The sequence below is a fragment of the Candidatus Accumulibacter sp. ACC012 genome, from assembly GCF_907163155.1.
Classification (GTDB): Bacteria; Pseudomonadota; Gammaproteobacteria; order Burkholderiales; family Rhodocyclaceae; genus Accumulibacter; species Accumulibacter delftensis.
In genome coordinates this window covers 80,244-98,894 of sequence record NZ_CAJQUC010000019.1, presented here as the reverse complement: position 1 = coordinate 98,894, position 18,651 = coordinate 80,244, and the positions used below count along the sequence as shown (strand labels likewise).

Sequence of the window (18,651 nt, the reverse complement as noted above, 5' to 3'; positions counted from 1 at the left end):
TCCGGAACAATAACCAAGCGCTTGCTTTCTTGGCACGTTCTTGCCATCTTCCGGAACCCACTTGATGAACCTGAGCACCGGCACCGTCGTGCCTTCCCCACCGCCTTCCCCCTACTCTCACTTGCTGGCCCCGCTCGATTTGGGCTTCACGACGCTCAAGAACCGCGTGCTGATGGGTTCGATGCACACCGGGCTCGAAGAGGAAAAGAACGGCTTCGTGCGCATGGCCGCGTTCTATGCCGAGCGCGCCCGCGGTGGCGTCGGGCTGATCGTCACCGGCGGCTTTTCGCCCAATCTGGCGGGGCGGGTCTACCACTTCGGTTCGCAGCTCAGTTTTCCCTGGCAGGTGCGCAAGCACCGCCTGATCACCGAGGCCGTGCATGCCGCCGATGGCAAGATCGCGCTGCAGATCCTGCATACCGGCCGCTATGCCTACCACCCGCTGAACGTCGCGCCGTCGAAGCTGCGCGCGCCGATCAACCGCTTCACGCCGCGCGCGCTGAGTGAGTGGGGCATTCGCAAGACCATCGGTGACTACGTGCGCTGCGCGCAGCTGGCGCAGACGGCCGGCTACGACGGCGTCGAGATCATGGGCTCCGAGGGTTACCTGATCAACCAGTTCATTGCCCAGCAGACGAACAAGCGCAACGACCAGTGGGGCGGCTCCTTCGAAAACCGCATCCGCTTCGCGGTCGACACGGTGCGCGCGACACGCGAGAAAGTCGGCCCCAATTTCATCATCATTTTCCGCCTGTCGATGCTCGATCTGGTCGAAGGCGGCAGCAGCTGGGAAGAAGTGGTGCAACTCGCCCAAGCCATCGAAGCGGCCGGCGCGACCTTGATCAATACCGGCATCGGCTGGCACGAGGCGCGTATCCCGACCATTGCCACCATGGTCCCGCGCGCCGCTTTCGCCTGGGTGACCAAGCGCCTGAAGGGTTCGGTGAGCATTCCGCTGATCACCACCAACCGCATCAACACGCCGGAAGTCGCCGAGGAAGTGCTGGCCTCGGCAAGCGCCGACATGGTGTCGATGGCCCGCCCCTTTCTGGCCGACGCCGATTTCGTCAACAAGGCGGCGGCCAACAGGAGCGACGAGATCAACACCTGCATCGCCTGCAACCAGGCCTGCCTGGACCACATTTTCAAGGGCAGGTTGAGCAGCTGCCTGGTCAATCCGCGCGCCTGCCACGAAACCGAGCTGATCATCGAGAAGGCGCTGACACGCAGGAAAGTTGCCGTCGTCGGCGCCGGGCCGGCAGGCATGGCCTGCGCCACCACGGCCGCCGAACGCGGCCACGCGGTCACCTTGTTCGAAGCGGCCGACCAGATCGGCGGCCAGTTCAACATCGCCAAGCGGATTCCCGGCAAGGAGGATTTCGCCGAGACGCTGCGTTACTTCGCTCGGCGCATCGAAACCAGCGGCGTGACCCTGCAGCTGAATCAGCGCGTCGATGCCGAACTGCTCAAGGCCGGCGGCTTCGACCATGTCGTGCTGGCCACCGGCATCAGCCCGCGCCAGCCAGCCATCACCGGCATCGACAGCGACAAGGTGAGCAACTACGTCGACCTCGTCGAAGGCCGCAAAGTGGCCGGCAAGCGCGTGGCCATCATTGGCGCCGGCGGCATCGGCTTCGATGTCGGCGAGTTCCTGACACATGCACACGACGAGCGGAGCGAAAGCGAACGCTTCAACGACGAATGGGGCATCGACCCGAGCTACGCGCATCGCGGCGGCCTCAAGCCGCCGCTCGATGAGCCGGCACCGCGGCAGGTCTTCCTGCTGCAGCGCAAGTCGTCGAAAGTCGGTGACGGCCTGGCCAAGACCACCGGCTGGATTCGCCGCACCCTGCTCAAGAAGCGCGGCGTGCAGATGATCGGTGGCGTGAACTACGAGCGCATCGACGACGCCGGCCTGCACATCACCGTCGATGGCAAAGCGACGACGCTGCCGGTCGACACCATCGTCGTCTGCGCCGGACAGGAATCGCGCCGCGAACTGCTCGCCCCCTTGCAGGCCGCCGGTATTGCGGTGACGCTGATCGGCGGTGCCGACGTCGCCGCCGAACTCGACGCCAAGCGCGCCATCGATCAAGGCACGCGGGTCGCCGCGGCGCTGTGATAATGGCTCGCCCGCACAAGCATCTCCGGCAAGCCGGTGCACGCCGGCTGCGCCGCGACGCCCGGGCCTGAGCCGATGCCCAGGCGAAAAGCAGAAGCCGGGCTCGAGCCCAATCGCCGCGCCGAGTTGCTGCGCGCAGCCGCCCGACTGTTCGTCGAAAAAGGTTTCGACGCCACCACCACGCGCGACATTGCCGACGCGGTCGGCATGCGCTCGGGCAGCCCTTTCTACCACTTCCGCAGCAAACAGGAACTCCTCAAGACGGCCATGGTGGAGGGACTCGACGCCGGCTACGCGCGCCTGCTCGCCGCCATCGACGGCATCACCGACCCCGAACAGCGACTGCGCATCCTGGTGCGCACTCACCTCGGCACCCTGCTCGAAGGTGAATGCCATGCGCCAATGCTGCTCGGTGAAACACGCGCCCTCGACGCCGCCGCGCACGCCGAAATCGCCGCCGCCTTCGACCGCTATCAAATGCCGTGGCAGACTACCCTCGACGAACTGCAGCACAGCGGCAAGCTCGCTTCGGCGGCGGCGCCGGTGCGGCTGCTGCTCTTCGGCATGCTCAACGGGTCCAAACACTGGTATCGCCCGGACGGAAAGCTGTCGCTCGATGAACTCGCCGATAGCGCGGTGGCGTTGCTGCTCGGCGAGTCGCGAACAATGGTGCCAGCAACAGGAACGCCCAAAGTGCCATGTTGACGACCCCGCAAACATCCTCCCCCGCCACTGCGAGGAACGCAGCGACGCGGCAGTCCAGCGCCGCCTTCTCGCCATAGCCGTTCCCTCGACTTCGATCAGCCAACGCGATTTTCACCCCACGAGCACACATGAACGCAGCGCCAGACTTCGCCCTGCAGCCCACACTAATCGGCGAAACGATTTTCCTTCGCCCGCTGCAAGCCGGCGATTTCGAGCCGCTCTACGCGGCCGCGTCGGATCCCGCGATCTGGGAGCAGCACCCGGAACCCTTGCGCTATCAGCGCGCAGTCTTTGCAGGCTTCTTTGCCAGCGCCCTCGCCTCCGGCGGTGCGCTGCTGGCTATCGAAAAACATTCAGGCGCGGTGATCGGGTCGTCCCGCTACTACGACTGGAATCCCGAGGCCAGGGAGGTAACCATCGGCTATACCTTCCTGACCCGTAAGCATTGGGGTGGCTCCACGAACCGCGAAATGAAGCAACTGATGCTCGGCCATGCCTTCCTGTTCGCGAAAGCCGTGTGGTTCCATATCGGCAGCGACAACCGGCGTTCGCGCAAAGCCATGGAAAAGATTGGCGGCCAGCTGTCGCACGAGGTCAGCGTCGAATCGAACGGCGTCGCGCATGACTACGCCTTCTACAAGATCGAGGCGCCACGGTGATTCGGCAGCGAAAGCAAGCGGCTGGCAATGCTGACGGCGCCAGGCGATGCCTCTGGCGCGGAACAGGACAATCGGCCCTCAGCTACTGTTTCTTGGCACCCACGTCAAATGTGCTCAGCTGTTTCCTTCGGCATTTCCTTGGTAGCATTCAGGCCCGCTGATCGTCCTCTTGTTCAACCCGGCCGCTTCGCGGTCGAGAAGCTCGCTCCGCAAGCAATCAAGCTACCGGTCATGACATGTCGAGACACCCCTGATCATGAAAGTCATGACCGTTTCCCTCTTCCCCTGCCCCTTCTCCCGCAAGGGGAGAAGGGAGTTTCGTGAGTCGCTTGCGCGACTTTCACATTAACGCCAGCTCATCACGCATGGAAGTCACCACCGTTGGCGATTTGCTGCACTGGTCATAGGCAAACCTTGCCATGGCACACGCACACTCAGCCATTGCGGCAAAGGCCGACAAGTACAGTCGCACGCGCTTCATGATTCGTTCTCGCCGTTACGCGGGACTCAACAAGGAAACAATGAATATTGGCCCTCTGGCTGACGACGAGCGTTGCAGATGGTGCTCCCACAGGCCTGCTGTTACTGCGGGAGTCGCGACCGCCTGTCGGTCGACCATCTCATTCCAACGAAACATGACGACCGCTTGTAAACTCCGCTGGAATCAGGTCGACTCTCGTCTTTTGGGCGACCGAATCCTGAAGAAGATCATTCTCCATTTGATTCGGCTGCATACCTGCGACCAGACAAAAACCAGCTTGCGCCTGACGCGCACGCGAGCCGCTCGGGATGACGAGGTTCGGATGAAGATCCTGGGTTTCACGAAGTTATGATTGTCGCGTGCGGAGGCCCGGGCTGAAACCCCAACCCCCGGGCCTGACGCGCCAGGGCAGAAAGCGTGCCGACCGTAGCGGCCGAATCGCTGTCGGCAAGGAGCTCTTTGCTGCTCGGCGAAACCGCCGCCCAAAGTGACTGAAGGAGGTGTCCGTGGACTTGAATCCAGATCCGAAGACGTCGCTACGCAGGCTTGAACTCCCTGCAAAGCGCGCTGAACGATTCCTGTCAATCCGCCAAGTGACGAGCGCTCTTGCCGCGCCCCTTTCGACGGAGGATTGCGCGATCCAGTCGATGCCGGATGCCAGCCCGGTGAAGTGGCATCTGGCGCACACGACGTGGTTTTTCGAGACCTTCGTGCTGGTGCCGCATCAACCCGGCTACCGGCCACTTGAGCCGTCCTATCGCGTGCTCTTCAATTCGTACTATTACGCGGTCGGGGACCGACACCCTAGACCGGAGCGGGGAATGCTCTCACGTCCAGGATTGGAACAAGTGCGCGCGTATCGCGATCATGTAGATCAGGCCATGCTCGAATTTCTTTCCGGGGAACGGGCGCTCCCCGCGGTGGACGCCTTGATCGAGCTCGGGCTGCACCATGAGCAGCAGCATCAGGAGCTTATCCTGACCGACATAAAACACCTGCTCTCGCGCAATCCCCTGAAGCCCGCATACCAGGAACAATGGCCGCTGACCGCTATTCACGCATGCGCGCGGCGCTGGATTTCTTGCGCAGCGGGTTTGCGCGAGATTGGCTACTCCGGCCCCGATTTCTGCTTCGACAACGAGACGCCGCGCCACCGCGTCTGGCTTGACGCCTTCCGGATCGCCTCGCACCCGGTGACCCACGGCGATTTCATGGAGTTCATCAATGACGGTGGCTACCGGCGCCCGGAACTCTGGCTCTCGGCCGGCTGGGAGGCGGCGATGGCCCGTGGCTGGCAGGCGCCTGCGTATTGGGAGAGTCGGGACGGGCGCTGGTATTCGTTCACGCTTCATGGCGAAGCGCCGGTGGACCCGCATACGCCGATCTGCCATGTGAGCTTTTACGAGGCCGATGCCTTTGCGCGTTGGGCGAACGCACGGCTTCCGACCGAGAGCGAATGGGAAGTGGCTGCACGCAGCTCGCCGCTGGCCGGAAATTTTCTTGAGAGCAGCGCACTGCACCCGCTCGCGCTGCGCGAGGCGTCGGCCAACGGGACGCCCGCACAAGCATTCGGCGATGTCTGGGAATGGACGCGTAGCGACTATGGGCCCTACCCCGGCTTTCAGTGTACCTCCGGTGCGGTCGGTGAATACAACGGAAAATTCATGAGCGGCCAATACGTGCTTCGCGGCGGGTCGTGTGCGACCCCTTGCAGTCACATCCGCGCAAGCTATCGCAACTTCTTCCCGCCTGATGCGCGCTGGCAATTCTCCGGCCTACGCCTGGCGCGCGATGGCGAATGATGCTCCGGTCGTCCAGCCCACTGGGCAGGCAAAATCGCGGCAACCACGACCTTGCCGCGGAAGCGCTGAAGCGCGCGCCCCTGCAAGGCGAGTTTGGAGGCGCGTTGTTCCAAAATCTGAAGGTCGCCTTTGGGTCACTAGCGCTCTTCCGTAAGCGTCACCGTACGGAGCATGGACGACTGGCAGCCATTTGCGCATCGCTACGCCATCCGGCGTAACAGCAAGCGCTTCTGGCCCTTCTATGACTGGCTCAATGCCTGGAACTTCGGCACCCGCAGTACTGACGCCTACTGGCCGCTCCCCCTTAGCCTGCGATTTTTTCCGCTTTGTGAGCTGAATCCATGCAAGGTCGCTAGCGAGGACGCCGCGTACCCATCAGGCGCCGGATATAGTCGGCAACGACCAATAACTGGCGCCTGTCCAGTCGCGCAATGATGTTGCGGATCATTGGCGCCATGATCCGGGTGGCGCCGGCTACCCCGAGATTGGCCGACTGCTGTACGACGAAGCCAACCTTGGCCAGCAGGAGTGGTTTGAGAAAGCAGTAGTCCATGCCGCTGTTGGTCAGTTCTACCACCAGGTCACCCAGCTCAGCGCGGTGCACCGTCGGGTCTTCGGCATGCTCGAGCGTATTCAGAAGCTGCACGGTCCTGGCGTGCAGATCCTCGGGATAGGCGATATGCAGGCAGTGTGGCTGAGCAGCGCGGGACATCAGTTTCTCCTTCGACAATCGCCGATCCCGCCGGCCGGGGTCAGCCGCGGCTGACCGGCGACCACTCGCGCCGTCAATGCCGGATGCAGATCTTTCCGAAATGGGCGCCGCTCTTCAGCCAGCCCATCGCTTCCTTGAGTTCTTCGAAGGCAAAGATGCGGTCGACCACCGGCTGCAGCCGATGCTGCTCGATCGCCCGCAGCATCGCCTCGAAACCGTCGCGATGTCCGACGGTGATCCCCTGCAGACGCACCTGGCGCGTCACCACCAGCCCGAGTGGCGCCGCCAGGCTCGACCCGGACAATACGCCAATCATCGAGAGCGTCCCGCCCGGCTTGATGCAGCGCAAGGATTGCGGCAGGGTCTTCTCGCCACCCAGTTCGACGATGTGATCGAAGCCGCGCCCGCCGCTGATCGCTCGCGCCGACCTGGCCCATTCCGGCGTCGTCAGGTAATTGATCCCGGCATCCGCGCCGACGGCTTGCGCGCGTGTCAGCTTCGCATCGCTCGACGAAATGACCGTCACGTGCGCACCGAGCAGCTTCGCGAACTGCAGGGCGAACAGCGCCACACCGCCGGTTCCCTGCACCAGTACGTGCGATCCGGGAGCGAGCGTGTCGTGGGTGACGACCGCGCTCCACGCAGTAAGCGCCGCGCAGGGCAGCGTTGCCGCCTGCTCGTCGGCGAGATGAGCGGGCACCTTGACGACGCCGCTTTCGGGCAGGCACACGAGATCGGCCATCATCCCGTCGACCGGCCCGCCAAGCGTCTGTGTCAGCCGATCGAGATCGGGGGCGCCGGCCAGCCAGCCCTGGTGGAAGCAGGGGCATGCGCGATCGCCGACGCGCACCCGGCTTACCCCTGCACCGACCTCGACGACGTCGCCGACACCGTCGGAAACCGGAATCAGCGGCAGCGTTCCGGTAAACGACCCGTAGCCGCGATCGGGTACGACCAGGTCGCGGTAGTTCAGCGAAGCCGCCTTCATCCGCAGCAACACCTGCCCCGGCCCGGGCTGAGGATCGCGCCGACTGGCCAACTGCAGATGGTCCATACCCCAGTCGTCCTGAATCTGGAAAACTCTCATCGCGCGCACTCCCAACGAGGTTGAAGACGACATCATGAGCTGGCACGCGGCGAGCTGCAACACGCTCCGGAGGGAAGGAGGAGGTGGCGGCGGGAGACGTGTCAACAACGAAAAGTATAGGAGGCCCGGTCAACCGCGGTCAATTGCAGATCCGCTCCCGGTGTATGAAATCGGCTCCGGCGGACGCTTGCCCGCCATCGAGAAAGCGGTGAAACCGGCGGAAGCCGGGGCGAAACCGGGGTAAGGCCGTTCGAAATGGCGCAGGTCATGCCAATTGCCGAGGCTCTTGTTCGAGTTCGCGCGGCACTATGCAAGACAGCTGCACAACCTTGCTTCCGGTGCTCGGGAGGGAACGCCTGACGACCTCGGCCGGAATCTTGCCCGGCAAAGCCCGCGCTAGCGTGATCGCCGCCCGGGCAGGCCATCGCGGCGCACCGCAATGCGCCACGCGGCCGCCCGGCTCCTCTGCCTGCGGTCGCCGGTCGCCACCCGCCCCGGCGAAGGGTCTCCCGCTGACCGGGAATGTCGCCTGCTCGAACTCGGGCCATCGACGATCACAGCGCGAGTTTGAATCTTCGATCTTGAACTATCGGCCTTGGATCGTCGCGATAGAAGCCTGGGTGAAAAAGATCCACGCGCCGGTAAAAAGCATGCAGACTTCCATTGTCGCCATCGGCGCATCCATGACAGCGATGGAACGATCGATGATTCGCATTCATCTACCGATGTCGCGCAGCGGCCCGTTCGCTGCGGGCGATGGAACGATGACTGCGGAACTACGAGCCTTGGGTAAAAAAGTATCCGCTCTGGGTCGGCAAGGGTGAAGAGTGGGTCAAAAGGATCGAAACCCGATCGGTGCTCGTGCAGCTGTCGATCGATCCGCTACAGGCTTCGCTGGCGGCGCCCGGCGCTTCGATCAGGAACGCGCAGCAATCGCCGTCGCGCAGCGAATGTTTCATCGCCGCGATGAAACATTCGCTGGCGAAGATGAAGAGCTCGATTGACCGCGTCCAGCCCTCGACCGTTGACGTTCGAATGGCTGCCCCCCGAGCTGGCGGCAGACCAGGCCCGGGGCGCGTGCGCAGCGCAGTCGGGCCGGAAGAACGCGGAAGAAGGGGGCCAGGCTGAATGTCACGCCCGCAGTCAGTTCCTCTGCCAACACAATTGAGTCTGGCCCCTTCATGGCCTCAGGTTCTTCAGCGCGCCACGGCAGTCAGACCGCCCCCACCGCCCGCAGCCGCTCGATCGCGGCCTCATCCCAGCCGAGTTCCAGCAAAATCGCGTCGCTGTGCTCCCCGAGCGCCGGCACGGCGTCCATGCGCGGCGTGAAGGAATCGACCTGACCGGGTGGCAGCAGGGCCGGGATCGGGCCGCACGGGGTATCGACCTCGGTCCAGCGGCCGCGCGCCTTGAGCTGCGGGTGCTCCCAGACGTCGTGCATGTCGTTCATGCGCGCGTTGGCAATCTGCGCGGCGTCGAGCCTGGCGATCAGCTGCTCGGAGCTGAGGCGCGCGAAGCGCGCGTCGATTAGCGCGCGCAGCTCGTCACGTGCCTGCGTGCGCCGCGAGTTCGACGAAAAGCGCGCGTCGCTGGCCAGCTCGGGCAATTCGAGCACCTGCGCGCAGAAGACCTGCCACTCGCGCTCGTTCTGCAGGCCGAGCATCACCGTCTTGCCGTCACCGGCGGTAAACGGACCGTAGGGAAAGATGGTCGCGTGCGCGGCCCCGGCGCGCGGCGGTGGCGGCGCACCGTCAAAAGCGTAGTACAGCGGATAACTCATCCACTCGACCATGCTTTCGAGCATCGACACTTCGATGTGGCAGCCGCGCCCAGTCCTGCCTCGCTGCAAAAGTGCGGCCAGGATGTTGCTCTGCGCGTACATCCCGGCCGAGATGTCGGCGACCGAGCAGCCGGCCTTGGCAGGCGCGTCAGGCAGGCCGGTCACCGAGAGGAAGCCCGACTCGCTCTGGATCAGCAGGTCGTAGGCTTTCTTGTCGCGATAAGGCCCGTCGCTGCCATAACCGGAGATGTCGCAGACGATCAGCCGCGGATGTCGTTCGCGCAGCGCTTCGTACGACAGGCCGAGACGCGCGGCAGCCCCGGGGGCGAGGTTTTGCACCAGCACGTCGGCCTGTTCCAGCAGCTTGCGCAGGATCGCCTCTGCCTCGGCATGCTTGACGTCCAGCGTCAGGCTCTCCTTCGAGCGGTTGGTCCACACGAAATGCGACGCCAGGCCACGCACGCGCTCGTCGTAGGCACGCGCAAAATCGCCGGTTCGCGGTCGTTCGACCTTGATCACGCGGGCGCCAAGATCAGCCAACTGGCGGGTGCAGAATGGCGCGGCGATGGCGTGTTCGAGAGTGACTACGGTGATGCCGTCGAGCGGGCGCATGGCAGGCTTCCTAGAACGAGCGCGGCAACCCGAGCAGGTGCTCGGCGACGTAGGAAAAGATCAGATTGGTCGAGATCGGCGCCACCTGGTAGAGGCGCGTCTCGCGGAACTTGCGCTCGATGTCGTACTCGGTGGCGAAGCCGAAGCCGCCGTGTGTCTGCAGGCAGACGTTGGCCGCCTCCCACGAGGCTTTGGCGGCGAGATACTTGGCCATGTTCGCTTCGGCACCGCAGGGCTGCTGCGCGTCGAACAGCGCGCAGGCCTTGAAGCGCATCAGGTTGGCCGCCTCGACTTCGATGAAAGCCTCGGCAATCGGAAACTGCACGCCCTGGTTCTGGCCGATCGGGCGCTCGAAGACGACGCGCTCGCGGGCGTAGCGGCTGGCACGTTCGACGAACCAGTAGCCGTCGCCGATGCACTCGGCGGCGATCAACGCGCGCTCGGCGTTGAGGCCTTCGAGAATGTACTTGAAGCCCTGGCCTTCCTCGCCGATCCGATTCTCTTCGGGAATCTCCAGATTGTCGAAGAACAGTTCGTTGGTTTCGTGATTGACCATGTTGGCGATCGGCTGCACGCGCAAACCATTGCCAATGGCTTGTTGCAGATCGACGATGAAGATCGACATCCCTGCAGACTTCTTCGTCACCTCGGCGCGTGGCGTGGTGCGCGCCAGCAGGACCATCAGGTCCGAGTGCTGGACGCGCGAAATCCAGACTTTCTGGCCGTTGACCACGTAGCGGCCGTCCTTTTTCACGGCGCTGGTCTTGATGCGCGTGGTGTCGGTGCCGGCGCCGGGCTCGGTGACCGCCATCGCCTGGATGCGCAGCTTGCCGGCAGCGATGTCCGGCAGGTATTTTTCTTTCTGCGCCCGGCTGCCGCTGCGCAGCAGCGTGCCCATGTTGTACATCTGGCCATGCACGGCCGCCGCGTTGCCGCCGCTACGATTGAGCTCTTCCATGATCACGCTCGCCGCCGTCAGACCCAGGCCCGAGCCGCCGTATTCCTCGGGAATCATCGCCGACAGCCAGCCGGCGCCGATCAGCGCATCGACAAAAGCTTCGGGATAGCCGCGCTGCGCGTCGATCTGGCGAAAATACGCGTCCGGAAACTGGCTGCAGAGGTCGCGCACGGCAGCGCGGATTTCCTGGTATTCGTCGGGGGTGTCGAGCATGGAGACCTCGTGGTTTCTTGGGGGAATGGCCGCCTGCAAGCAGCGGCCAGATTGTGCTTCAGACGCTGCCGCGGGGCAAGGCTGCTGCTGGACGGGCTTCGTGCCAGGGTTTGCGTGAACCAGATGGCGTCCGCAACACCGCCAGCAACAACAGTTGCGCCAGGCCGAACAGCCACAGCGGCGCGGCGCTGGCGGGTGGCTGCAGCAAGGCCAGCGCATCCCCCAGCCACCGTCATTGCGAGGAGGCGCGTGCCTGCTGTCGCGCCGCAACGTCATCCTCCATGTCATAATCCCGGCCCATGACCGACCCCAGCCCTAGCGGCAGCGCCGACGCCGCTGCCGCAGACTCTGCCGCCGCCTTTGTCGCCCGCTGGCGCGCGGCCGACGGTTCCGAGCTGGCCAACTATCAGCTCTTCGTCACCGACCTCTGTCGGCTGCTCGACGTCCCCTCCCCCGACCCGGCACACGACGATAGCCGCGACAATGCCTACGTCTTCGAGCGCCGCGTCAGCTTTCGCCACGGCGACGGCAGCTCGTCGAGCGGGCGCATCGACTGCTACAAGCGCGGCCATTTCGTTCTCGAAGCCAAGAAGATCCGCCTCGTCGCTGCCAGCAAGGGTTTCGACGATGCCTTGCAGCGGGCGCGCGGCCAGGCCGAAAGCTACGCTCGCGCGCTGCCCGCCGACGAGGGCCGGCCGCCGTTCCTGGTCGTCGTCGATGTCGGCCACGTCATCGAACTGTACGCCGACTTCACACGCTCTGGCGCCACCTACACCCCTTTCCCCGACCCGCGCTCGCATCGCATCAAACTCGCCGACCTCGCCGAGCCCGGCATCCGCGAGCGCCTGCAGATGCTGTGGCGCGACCCGCTGGCGCTGGACCCGACGCGCGTCTCGGCGCGCGTCACGCGCGCGATCGCCGGCCACTTGGCACGCATCGCCCGCACGCTCGAAGGCGCCGGCCATCACCCCGAACTCGTCGCCGGCTTCCTCACCCGCTGCCTGTTCTCGATGTTCGCCGAAGATGTCGGCCTGCTGCCCCGGGAGAATGGCCAGGGCGCTTTCACCACCTTGCTCCAAACCCTGCACAACAGTCCGCAGCAATTCGTGCCGCTGCTCGCCGCACTGTGGCGCGAGATGGACGCCGGCGGCTTCTCCGTCGTCCTGCGCGCCACGCTGCCGCGCTTCAACGGCAAGCTCTTCAAGCAGCCGGAAGTCATCGCCCTGGATCGCGAGCAGATCGGCCTGCTGCTGCAGGCCGCGCACGCCGACTGGACGCAGGTCGAACCGGCGATCTTCGGCACCCTGCTCGAACGCGCACTGACGCCCAGCGCGCGGCACGCACTCGGCGCCCACTACACGCCACGTGCCTACGTCGAACGCCTGGTCCTGCCAACCGTCGTCGAGCCGCTGCGCGGCGAATGGCGCAACGTCCAGGCGGCGGCCCTGCTGCTCGCCAACGAAGGCAGGCTCGACGCCGCGCGTGCCGAGGTCGACGCCTTCCACCACCGCCTGTGCCAGATCCGCGTCCTCGACCCGGCCTGCGGCTCGGCGAATTTCCTCTACGTGACGCTCGCACACATGAAGCGCCTCGAAGGCGAAGTGCTCGACCAGTTGCACGCTTTCGGGCGCGGCCAGCAGCGTCTCGAAGCCGAGGGGCTGACCGTCGACCCGCAGCAGTTCCTCGGCCTCGAACTCAACCCGCGCGCCGCCGCCATCGCCGAACTGGTGCTCTGGATCGGCTACCTGCAATGGCACTTCCGCACCAGCGGCAGCGGCCTGCCGCCGCAACCGATCCTCAAGGACTTCCGCAACATCGAATGCCGCGACGCCGTGCTGGCCTGCGATGGCATCGAAACCGTCGTCGACGAGCGCGGCGTCCCGGTCAGCCGCTGGAACGGCGTGACCACGAAAACGCACCCGGTGACCGGCGAGCAGGTGCCCGACGAAAACGCCCGCACGCCACTGCAGCGCTATATCAACCCGCGCCAGGCGACTCGAAAAACTGCGCAGCGGCGAAGCGCTCAGCGCCAGGGAAAAAACCATCCACGAGCAGGGCCTGGTAAGCGTGCTGAAGGCCCTGCATGACGAACTCGACGCCGCAGTCCTCGACGGCTATGGCTGGAGCGACCTCACCAGCGCACTCGCCAACCCGGAGCAGAAAGACGCGGCCGGCGAAACCCTGCTCGTGCGCCTGGTCGCGTTGAACGCCGAACGTGCGGCGGAAGAAGCGCGCGGCCAGGTGCGCTGGCTGCGGCCGGAATACCAGCACCCGGCCGCCGTGGCGAGCCAGTCGCCGCTGGCTATCGGCGATCCGGCCGTTAAACAGGCTGCGCTGACCACCGCCGTGGCGACAAGTCCCAGCGCACGCCAGGCCTGGCCGGCGGCACTGCCCGAACAGGTCGCCGCCGTCGCCAAGGCGCTGGCAGCCGCAGCGGCACCGCTTTCGGAAGCCGAGCTGGCCGCACGCTTCACCGGCAAAGGGGCATGGAAAAAACGCCTGGCGCAGATCATCGACACGCTCGAAGCGCTCGGTCGCGTGCGCCGTCAGGGAGCGCTACTGGCAAGCGCCGGCTAGTCCAGCGTTGCATTCACTGCGCACGGCGCTCGCTACTACCAGGTTCTCGATGCGCCTGCCCCGGATGCTCCTGCCGCGGGGTCGCCTGGTGGCACGGTGACCGTGGCGTGGCTCCTGGCGTCACGCCGGTGGTGTCGCGCTTCGCGGGCCAACGCGCGAAGTTCGTTGCACTTGCCGACGATGTTCACCAGCACGCTGGCGGTCCAGGCGAAGGTGAACATGCCCGAAATGGCGATGATCGGGGAGAGCATGTACCACTCATCGGACAGCACCCGGTGGGTGCCAAGCGTGGTGTATGACAGCGCCGCGAAACGTGCAGCGGCAGCCCATACCGGGATGATCCCGCCGTACACGAGGGCTGCCGACCAGAGAATGATCGACATCAGGTGCAAACCGAGCATCCTGAAGACGGTGAAGCCAAGCAAGAGGTCAACGCTCCACCAACCCGAACGCTGCTCGATGCGCTGGGCGCGCTTGTCGAAGCGGCCGACAAGCAGACGCATGCCGATGGCCTGCAGGATGACGACGGCGACGAGAACCCCGCCACCAAACAGGATGTCCGGCAAAGGCAGCGCCTCGATCATCGGCAACTTCGCCTCGACGTAGGCTTCCGTCGACGCCAACTCGACGGGTAGCTGCTTGACCGCTGTCGTGGGGAGCTTGACCAGTTCGTGGGGCACTTTCTCGACGGCCTTCGGAAGCCGCGACAACTCCGTTTCGACCCGTTCTGCCACGGGTGCCAGCTTGACCACGTCATCCGTCAACGCGCCGGCAAGCGAAGCCTTTGGCGGCAGCTCCTGTGCGGTTTTCCCACTCCCTGTCGTATCGGCCACTATGGACAACTCCCCAGCTGAAACCAGCGCAAGCAAATGTATTGACGAGCCTCTCGGTGGCACCCCCCGGTAGGTGGCCGTTGCTCGCAAAATGCGGGCAGCGAAAACTTCGCGCCAGCTGACAAGCGTCTGCTTCTCGCCCGCCGTATGGCAAGCGGGCTGCGAGTATACTAGCTCGTCCGCGGACCCGGTGTGCCTTGCCGCAGCCCCCGTGGCCAATGGGGCCGGCCGTTTTGCCGGGGGAGAGGTGAGCTGACTTTGTCTCCGATGACGGGCGGCTTGCTCCATCGCGACAGGGAGACAGGCTGCAAAGTGGAAGCGACCCTTATTGATGGCCAGGGCGTAATCAAGCGGCTCTCCGGGAAGGATCTTGCTGCCCGGCTCATCGGCGACTGGCGCCGCTGCGAGACCTAGTGAAGCCCGTAGTCACAGCAATCGGAGGCGTCCATGCTACCCGCCAGTGTTGTGTTGCACGCAGTATGGAATCTATAAATTCCGGCTACCGCGGCGGTTTCGCGCCGCTCTCATGCTTGCTGAAGGCCGCGTCGGGAATGGTGAATGCGGCGCCACACTCCACGTCATTGCGAGGAGGCGTAGCCGACGCGGCAATCCAGTTCCATCCTCTCACTATTCCCAGCCGCATTGACATCGTGACAACGCGAAAAGCCAAACCTCTGGATTGCCGCGTCGGCTGCGCCTCCTCGCAATGACGGAGGTGGGGAGATGCTTGCCGAAAGTCTCATCAAGAAAGCAACACGACACCAGTGGATCCCCGCTGGCGTACGTCGCACCATCAAGGATGAAGACATGAACGAGCCGAGCCGCAGCAGACGAATCAGCGTGAACGGGGCAATCGCCCTCGGCGTTGGCTCCATGGTCGGAGCCGGCATCTTCGCACTGATGGGCGAAGCGGCGGCGATGGCGGGATCGGCGGTCTGGCTGTCGTTTCTGGTCGCCGGGATCATTGCGCTGCTCACCGGACACTCGTTCGCACAACTCGGCGTTCGCTATCCGTCGCGCGGCGGCGTCGTCGAGTACCTGGTGAAAGCCTACGGCCCGGGGCTCTTCTCTGGCGGCTGCTCGATCCTGTTCTATATCGCGCAGCTGATCGGAATGGCGATGATCGCGCTGGCCTTCGGCAAGTTCAGCGCCAAGCTCCTGGACCTTGGCGAAGCGGATCTGCTGCTCTGGGAACGACTCCTGGGATCCGCTCTGATCGTCACTCTGACTGCGCTCAACCTGGTCGGCGCCAAGTTCGTCAGCTCCGCCCAGCGGCTGGTCGTCCTCGCCAACCTGGCGGTCCTCGCCCTCTTTACGGTCGCCCTGTCGATGCACGCGGACGTGGCTAGACTCGCGCTCGAAACCTGGCCCGCAGCAAGGCCGATACTCGGCAGCCTCGGCCTCACCTTCTTTGCCTTTACCGGCTTTGCCGTGGTCAGCAATGCCGCCGGGGACATGGACAACCCGACTCGCGACCTGCCGCGGGCGATGTACACCACCATCGCCATCGTCCTGGCACTCTATGTCGCCCTCGCACTGGCGGTCACGGCCACGGTCGATGAACACCATCTCACCGCGAGCGGGGCAACGCTCCTGGTCGTTGTAGCCCGCCACAACTTCGGCGAAATCGGCTTCCACATTCTGCTGCTCAGCGCCATCCTGGCCACCGTCACCTGCCTCAACGGCGGCTTCTTCGGCGCCACCAGCATCACCTACACGCTCGCCGAGAACGGCCAGCTCCCTTCGCGCTTCGGGCAAAAAATCGGCATGAGCTATCGCGGCCTGACCATCTCCGCGTTGCTCGCCCTGCTGATGGTCAACTTCCTGACGCTGACGACCGTCGCCTCGCTGGGCAGCGCCACCTCGCTGCTGGTGTATTCCCTGGTCAACTTCGGCGCCTGGCGGCTCCTCAAGGGCGGCGGCTGGCACCGGGTCGCCATCCTGCTGAGCATCGTCGCCTGCGTTCTGGCGATCATCGTCTGGGGTTTCGACACTTTCCAGACTTCGCCCGGTTCGTTCTCGATCTTCCTCTCCTTCCTGGTCATCGCCTTCGCCGCGGAAGGCTTGCTGCAGCGCTATCACGGCCGGCGGATCCTGGCGCAGGAGCACTGGGAGAGTTCGTGACTGCGAGCAGCGGAAAAGCCACTGGCGATGTGCTTTCCCCGCTCACGGTACCTTCCTCTCCTCTCCTGTGACCGAGCGCCCGCCTTCGTCAGGTCCGAGCCCTGTCGTCGCTCTCGCCGCTCTCGCCGCTCTCGCCGCTGTCGATTGCTGTCGTCGCTGCGGCCGCCGCCACCTTCTCCTCGTGGTCCACGATCACCGCATGTACCGAACCGTAGATCGCGTTCGCGCCGAGCAGTTCGGTGAGGCCGTGGCGGTCGAACTGGGCGTGCAGTGCGGGAGAGACGTTGGCAAACACCAGCCGAATGCCCTGCTCGCGAAGCAGGAGGCAGACGCTGCGCAGCATCGCCGCAGCCGAGAAGTCCACGTCGCCAATCGCCGCCGCCTCGACACACAGGCAATCCAGAGGGGCTGGCGCCCCGGTCTTTGCCAGGCCAAGGACCTCTTCGGAAAACTGCGCGCAGTTGGCGTAGTAGAGGCTGTGGCTGAAGCAATAGACCAGGAGACCGGGTGCAATCTGCTGCGCTGGGTTCAGCGGCACCATCTGCCAGCCCTTCTTGCGCTTGTCGGCGGCGATAACGGTGTTGTTGCCGCGATAGCCCCGGCGCACATGATCGAGCAGCGACAACACCATGGCCAGAACGATGCCCTGCTCGACGCCGACAACGACGACGGTGGCCGCGGTCAGCAAGGCCACCCAGAACTCGGCGCGCGCCTCGCTGTAAATCCGCCGCATGCCCTGGATATCGATCATCTTCACGGCCACCAGGAAAACGATCGCCGAGAGAACCGCGGCCGGCAGGTAAGCCAGTGGCCCGGTCAGGAACAGCAACACCAACAGCACGATGGCACTGGTGGTGAGCTGCGAAACCTGGCTGCGGCCACCGCCACTGGCAACCATCTCGGTGTTGGTCGGGCTGCCATTGACGATGAAAGTACCGGACAGGCCGGCGCCAAGATTGGCCATTCCCAGGCCGACCATGTCGACGTTCTCGTCGAAACGATCGTCGAAGCGGGCGGCGTAGGCGCGCGAGGTCGCCGCGCTCTGCGCAAGAATGACCACGAAACAGGCCAGGGCGATCGGCAGCAGTTTCCAGATCAGCGGCCAGCTCCAGTCGAGCTGCGGCAGCCCCAGCGTCGGCAGACCGCTGGGTACCGCGCCCAGGGTCTCGAGGTGGGCGCCGAGATTCAGTGCCCAACTGGCCGCGATGGCCGCCAGCACGGCGATCAGTCCACCGGGAATTTTCTGCGATATCTTCCGGCCACCGACAATGATCAGCAACACCGCCAGTGACACGGCGACGGCATAGGGATTGGTTTCGCCGAGCGAGCGGACGTCGTGCAGGATCTCCGTGAGCGGGTGGTTGCCGGTGCTATGCACACCCAGCAAGCCGGAGACCTCGAGCAGCGACACCTGCACGCCGACGCCGGTGAGAAAGCCGGTGAGCACGGTGCGCGAGAGAAAATCGGCCAGAAAGCCCAGGCGCATCACGCGTGCGAGGAACATGAAAGCCCCCGCCATCAGGGCAATCAGGCTGCACAGCGCCAGCCACTCGTCGCTCCCCCGCACCGCCATGCCGGCGAGAGCGGCGGCGACCACCGCCGCCGTCGCCGAGTCGGCATTGACCGAGAGATGGCGCGACGACCCGAAAATGGCGAACAGGCTCATCGGGATGAGAATAGTGTACAAGCCGGTGATCACCGGCGTGCCAATGATCTTGGTGTAGCCCATCGTCCCCGGAATCGACAGCGCGGCGAGGGTGAAGCCGGCAATGACGTCGCGCCCCACCCCTGCCCGGTCGATCGGCAGGATGCCCTGCAAAATCGGCAAGCTGAAGCCCTTGCCCTTCCCCTTGCCCTCGCTGGCCTGCGTCATTGCTGCCCTCCCTCGCTCACCCCACGCCCCCCGCCGTCATTGCGAGGAGGCGCAGCCGACGTGACAATCCAGTTCCATCCTCTCACCATTTCCCGCCGCATTGATCTATTGAA

The 18,651-nt window shown here is 64.7% G+C and carries 15 protein-coding genes; 8 read left to right on the top strand and 7 right to left on the bottom strand.

What is annotated here, in order from left to right:
• Nucleotides 1-64: 64 nt before the first annotated feature.
• From QZ648_RS18395 to egtB, 4 genes are all read left to right on the top strand, one after another.
• The gene (locus tag QZ648_RS18395; protein WP_169065439.1) at nt 65-2,122 is read left to right on the top strand and encodes an NADPH-dependent 2,4-dienoyl-CoA reductase; all 2,058 of its coding nucleotides are present in this window, start codon (nt 65-67) and stop codon (nt 2,120-2,122) included.
• A 75-nt stretch (nt 2,123-2,197) separates the two neighbouring features.
• Nucleotides 2,198-2,827, top strand: a complete 630-nt coding sequence (locus tag QZ648_RS18390) for a TetR/AcrR family transcriptional regulator (protein WP_169065440.1) — start codon at nt 2,198-2,200, stop codon at nt 2,825-2,827.
• A gap of 128 nt (nt 2,828-2,955) precedes the next feature.
• The gene (locus tag QZ648_RS18385) at nt 2,956-3,486 is read left to right on the top strand and encodes a GNAT family N-acetyltransferase (protein ID WP_291997907.1); all 531 of its coding nucleotides are present in this window, start codon (nt 2,956-2,958) and stop codon (nt 3,484-3,486) included.
• Nucleotides 3,487-4,479: 993 nt separating this feature from the next.
• Nucleotides 4,480-5,769 (top strand): ergothioneine biosynthesis protein EgtB, encoded by a 1,290-nt coding sequence (gene egtB / locus QZ648_RS18380; protein ID WP_291997906.1) that lies wholly within the window; start codon nt 4,480-4,482, stop codon nt 5,767-5,769.
• 352 nt (nt 5,770-6,121) lie between these two features.
• On the opposite strand, the gene QZ648_RS18375 is transcribed toward egtB, so the two are convergent.
• A complete protein-coding gene (locus QZ648_RS18375) occupies nt 6,122-6,481 on the bottom strand; it encodes a hypothetical protein (protein WP_169065441.1) in 360 nt (119 codons plus the stop codon).
• 73 nt (nt 6,482-6,554) lie between these two features.
• The gene (locus QZ648_RS18370; RefSeq protein ID WP_169065442.1) at nt 6,555-7,568 is read right to left on the bottom strand and encodes an NAD(P)-dependent alcohol dehydrogenase; all 1,014 of its coding nucleotides are present in this window, start codon (nt 7,566-7,568) and stop codon (nt 6,555-6,557) included.
• Between the two features lie 581 nt (nt 7,569-8,149).
• Between QZ648_RS18370 and QZ648_RS18365 the strand changes: the two genes are divergently transcribed.
• Nucleotides 8,150-8,392, top strand: a complete 243-nt coding sequence (locus QZ648_RS18365) for a hypothetical protein (RefSeq protein ID WP_291997905.1) — start codon at nt 8,150-8,152, stop codon at nt 8,390-8,392.
• A 389-nt stretch (nt 8,393-8,781) separates the two neighbouring features.
• Here QZ648_RS18365 and QZ648_RS18360 read toward each other — a convergent pair whose 3' ends face one another.
• The 3 genes from QZ648_RS18360 to QZ648_RS18350 are packed head-to-tail and all read right to left on the bottom strand — an operon-like array spanning nt 8,782 to nt 11,339.
• Nucleotides 8,782-9,960 carry a CaiB/BaiF CoA-transferase family protein gene (locus tag QZ648_RS18360; RefSeq protein ID WP_169065444.1) on the bottom strand — a complete coding sequence of 393 codons (1,179 nt, stop codon included), beginning with the start codon at nt 9,958-9,960 and terminating at the stop codon, nt 8,782-8,784.
• 10 nt (nt 9,961-9,970) lie between these two features.
• Nucleotides 9,971-11,131: an acyl-CoA dehydrogenase family protein gene (locus QZ648_RS18355; protein ID WP_169065445.1), complete on the bottom strand. Its 1,161-nt coding sequence runs from the start codon at nt 11,129-11,131 to the stop codon at nt 9,971-9,973.
• A gap of 58 nt (nt 11,132-11,189) precedes the next feature.
• Complete coding sequence (locus tag QZ648_RS18350; RefSeq protein WP_169065446.1) at nt 11,190-11,339, bottom strand: hypothetical protein; 150 nt, start codon at nt 11,337-11,339, stop codon at nt 11,190-11,192.
• Nucleotides 11,340-11,430: 91 nt separating this feature from the next.
• Here QZ648_RS18350 and QZ648_RS18345 point away from each other — a divergent pair, with 91 nt between their 5' ends.
• Together QZ648_RS18345 and QZ648_RS25135 are read left to right on the top strand one after the other, a co-directional pair.
• Entirely contained in the window at nt 11,431-13,218 is a 1,788-nt protein-coding gene (locus QZ648_RS18345) for a type IIL restriction-modification enzyme MmeI (protein ID WP_366144187.1), read from the top strand.
• Entirely contained in the window at nt 13,199-13,708 is a 510-nt protein-coding gene (locus QZ648_RS25135; RefSeq protein WP_366144186.1) for a hypothetical protein, read from the top strand. The genes QZ648_RS18345 and QZ648_RS25135 overlap by 20 nt, the downstream gene beginning before the upstream one ends.
• A gap of 35 nt (nt 13,709-13,743) precedes the next feature.
• Here QZ648_RS25135 and QZ648_RS18340 read toward each other — a convergent pair whose 3' ends face one another.
• Nucleotides 13,744-14,541, bottom strand: coding sequence for a hypothetical protein (locus QZ648_RS18340; RefSeq protein WP_291997904.1), 798 nt, complete (start codon nt 14,539-14,541; stop codon nt 13,744-13,746).
• Between the two features lie 723 nt (nt 14,542-15,264).
• Here QZ648_RS18340 and QZ648_RS18335 point away from each other — a divergent pair.
• Entirely contained in the window at nt 15,265-16,665 is a 1,401-nt protein-coding gene (locus tag QZ648_RS18335; RefSeq protein ID WP_169065448.1) for an APC family permease, read from the top strand.
• Nucleotides 16,666-16,753: 88 nt separating this feature from the next.
• On the opposite strand, the gene QZ648_RS18330 is transcribed toward QZ648_RS18335, so the two are convergent.
• A complete protein-coding gene (locus QZ648_RS18330) occupies nt 16,754-18,538 on the bottom strand; it encodes a SulP family inorganic anion transporter (RefSeq protein WP_291997903.1) in 1,785 nt (594 codons plus the stop codon).
• Nucleotides 18,539-18,651: the final 113 nt, after the last annotated feature.

Bases quoted from the DNA above. Each gene is read 5' to 3' on its own strand.
- QZ648_RS18395 (WP_169065439.1), top strand. From the start codon at position 65: ATGAACCTGAGCACCGGCACCGTCGTGCCTTCCCCACCGCCTTCCCCC.
- QZ648_RS18390 (WP_169065440.1), top strand. From the start codon at position 2,198: ATGCCCAGGCGAAAAGCAGAAGCCGGGCTCGAGCCCAATCGCCGCGCC.
- QZ648_RS18385 (WP_291997907.1), top strand. From the start codon at position 2,956: ATGAACGCAGCGCCAGACTTCGCCCTGCAGCCCACACTAATCGGCGAA.
- QZ648_RS18375 (WP_169065441.1), bottom strand. From the start codon at position 6,481: ATGTCCCGCGCTGCTCAGCCACACTGCCTGCATATCGCCTATCCCGAG.
- QZ648_RS18370 (WP_169065442.1), bottom strand. From the start codon at position 7,568: ATGAGAGTTTTCCAGATTCAGGACGACTGGGGTATGGACCATCTGCAG.
- QZ648_RS18360 (WP_169065444.1), bottom strand. From the start codon at position 9,960: ATGCGCCCGCTCGACGGCATCACCGTAGTCACTCTCGAACACGCCATC.
- QZ648_RS18355 (WP_169065445.1), bottom strand. From the start codon at position 11,131: ATGCTCGACACCCCCGACGAATACCAGGAAATCCGCGCTGCCGTGCGC.
- QZ648_RS18345 (WP_366144187.1), top strand. From the start codon at position 11,431: ATGACCGACCCCAGCCCTAGCGGCAGCGCCGACGCCGCTGCCGCAGAC.
- QZ648_RS18335 (WP_169065448.1), top strand. From the start codon at position 15,265: ATGCTTGCCGAAAGTCTCATCAAGAAAGCAACACGACACCAGTGGATC.
- QZ648_RS18330 (WP_291997903.1), bottom strand. From the start codon at position 18,538: ATGACGCAGGCCAGCGAGGGCAAGGGGAAGGGCAAGGGCTTCAGCTTG.